This window comes from Acidovorax sp. SRB_24 (assembly GCF_012931925.1).
This window is the reverse complement of sequence record NZ_MWOM01000270.1, coordinates 1-386: the sequence shown is the minus strand read 5'-3', so window position 1 is coordinate 386 and position 386 is coordinate 1. Positions and strand designations below refer to the sequence as shown.

Annotated in this window: 1 pseudogene; it reads right to left on the bottom strand. The window is 78.8% G+C overall.

Going from position 1 to position 386, the window contains the following annotated elements:
- Positions 1-38 precede the first annotated feature (38 nt).
- Positions 39-386, bottom strand: a pseudogene (locus B2J89_RS21905) (hypothetical protein); the annotation flags it as partial.

Sequence of the window (386 nt, the reverse complement as noted above, 5' to 3'; positions counted from 1 at the left end):
AAGCCGGGCGCAGGGCCCCGGCGCCCAAAGAAACCGACTCAGCGCGCCGGAGTCTGTGGACCGTTGGAGCCTTCAGGCGCCTGGCCCGCATCGGCCGGCCCCACCGGCGCGCCCGCGCTGGTGCTTGCCGGGGCGGCGCCAGCGCCCGCCGCGCCGGTCGCCGTGGCGTCGGAAGCCGGTGTGCCGCCGCCGGACCCCGCTGCGGCCTCCGTACGGGCACCGGCCGCGGCATCGGAGGCCGCGGGTGCAGGCGGCATGCCGGCAGGGGCGCTGGTGCTCGGGGCGCTCGGGGTGGGCGCGGCAGGGGCCGCGCTGCGCTGCGGGTCCGCAAAGCCGCTGCGCAGCTCGTGCGACACCACCAGGTTGAAGCCGATGGCCGTCAGCAG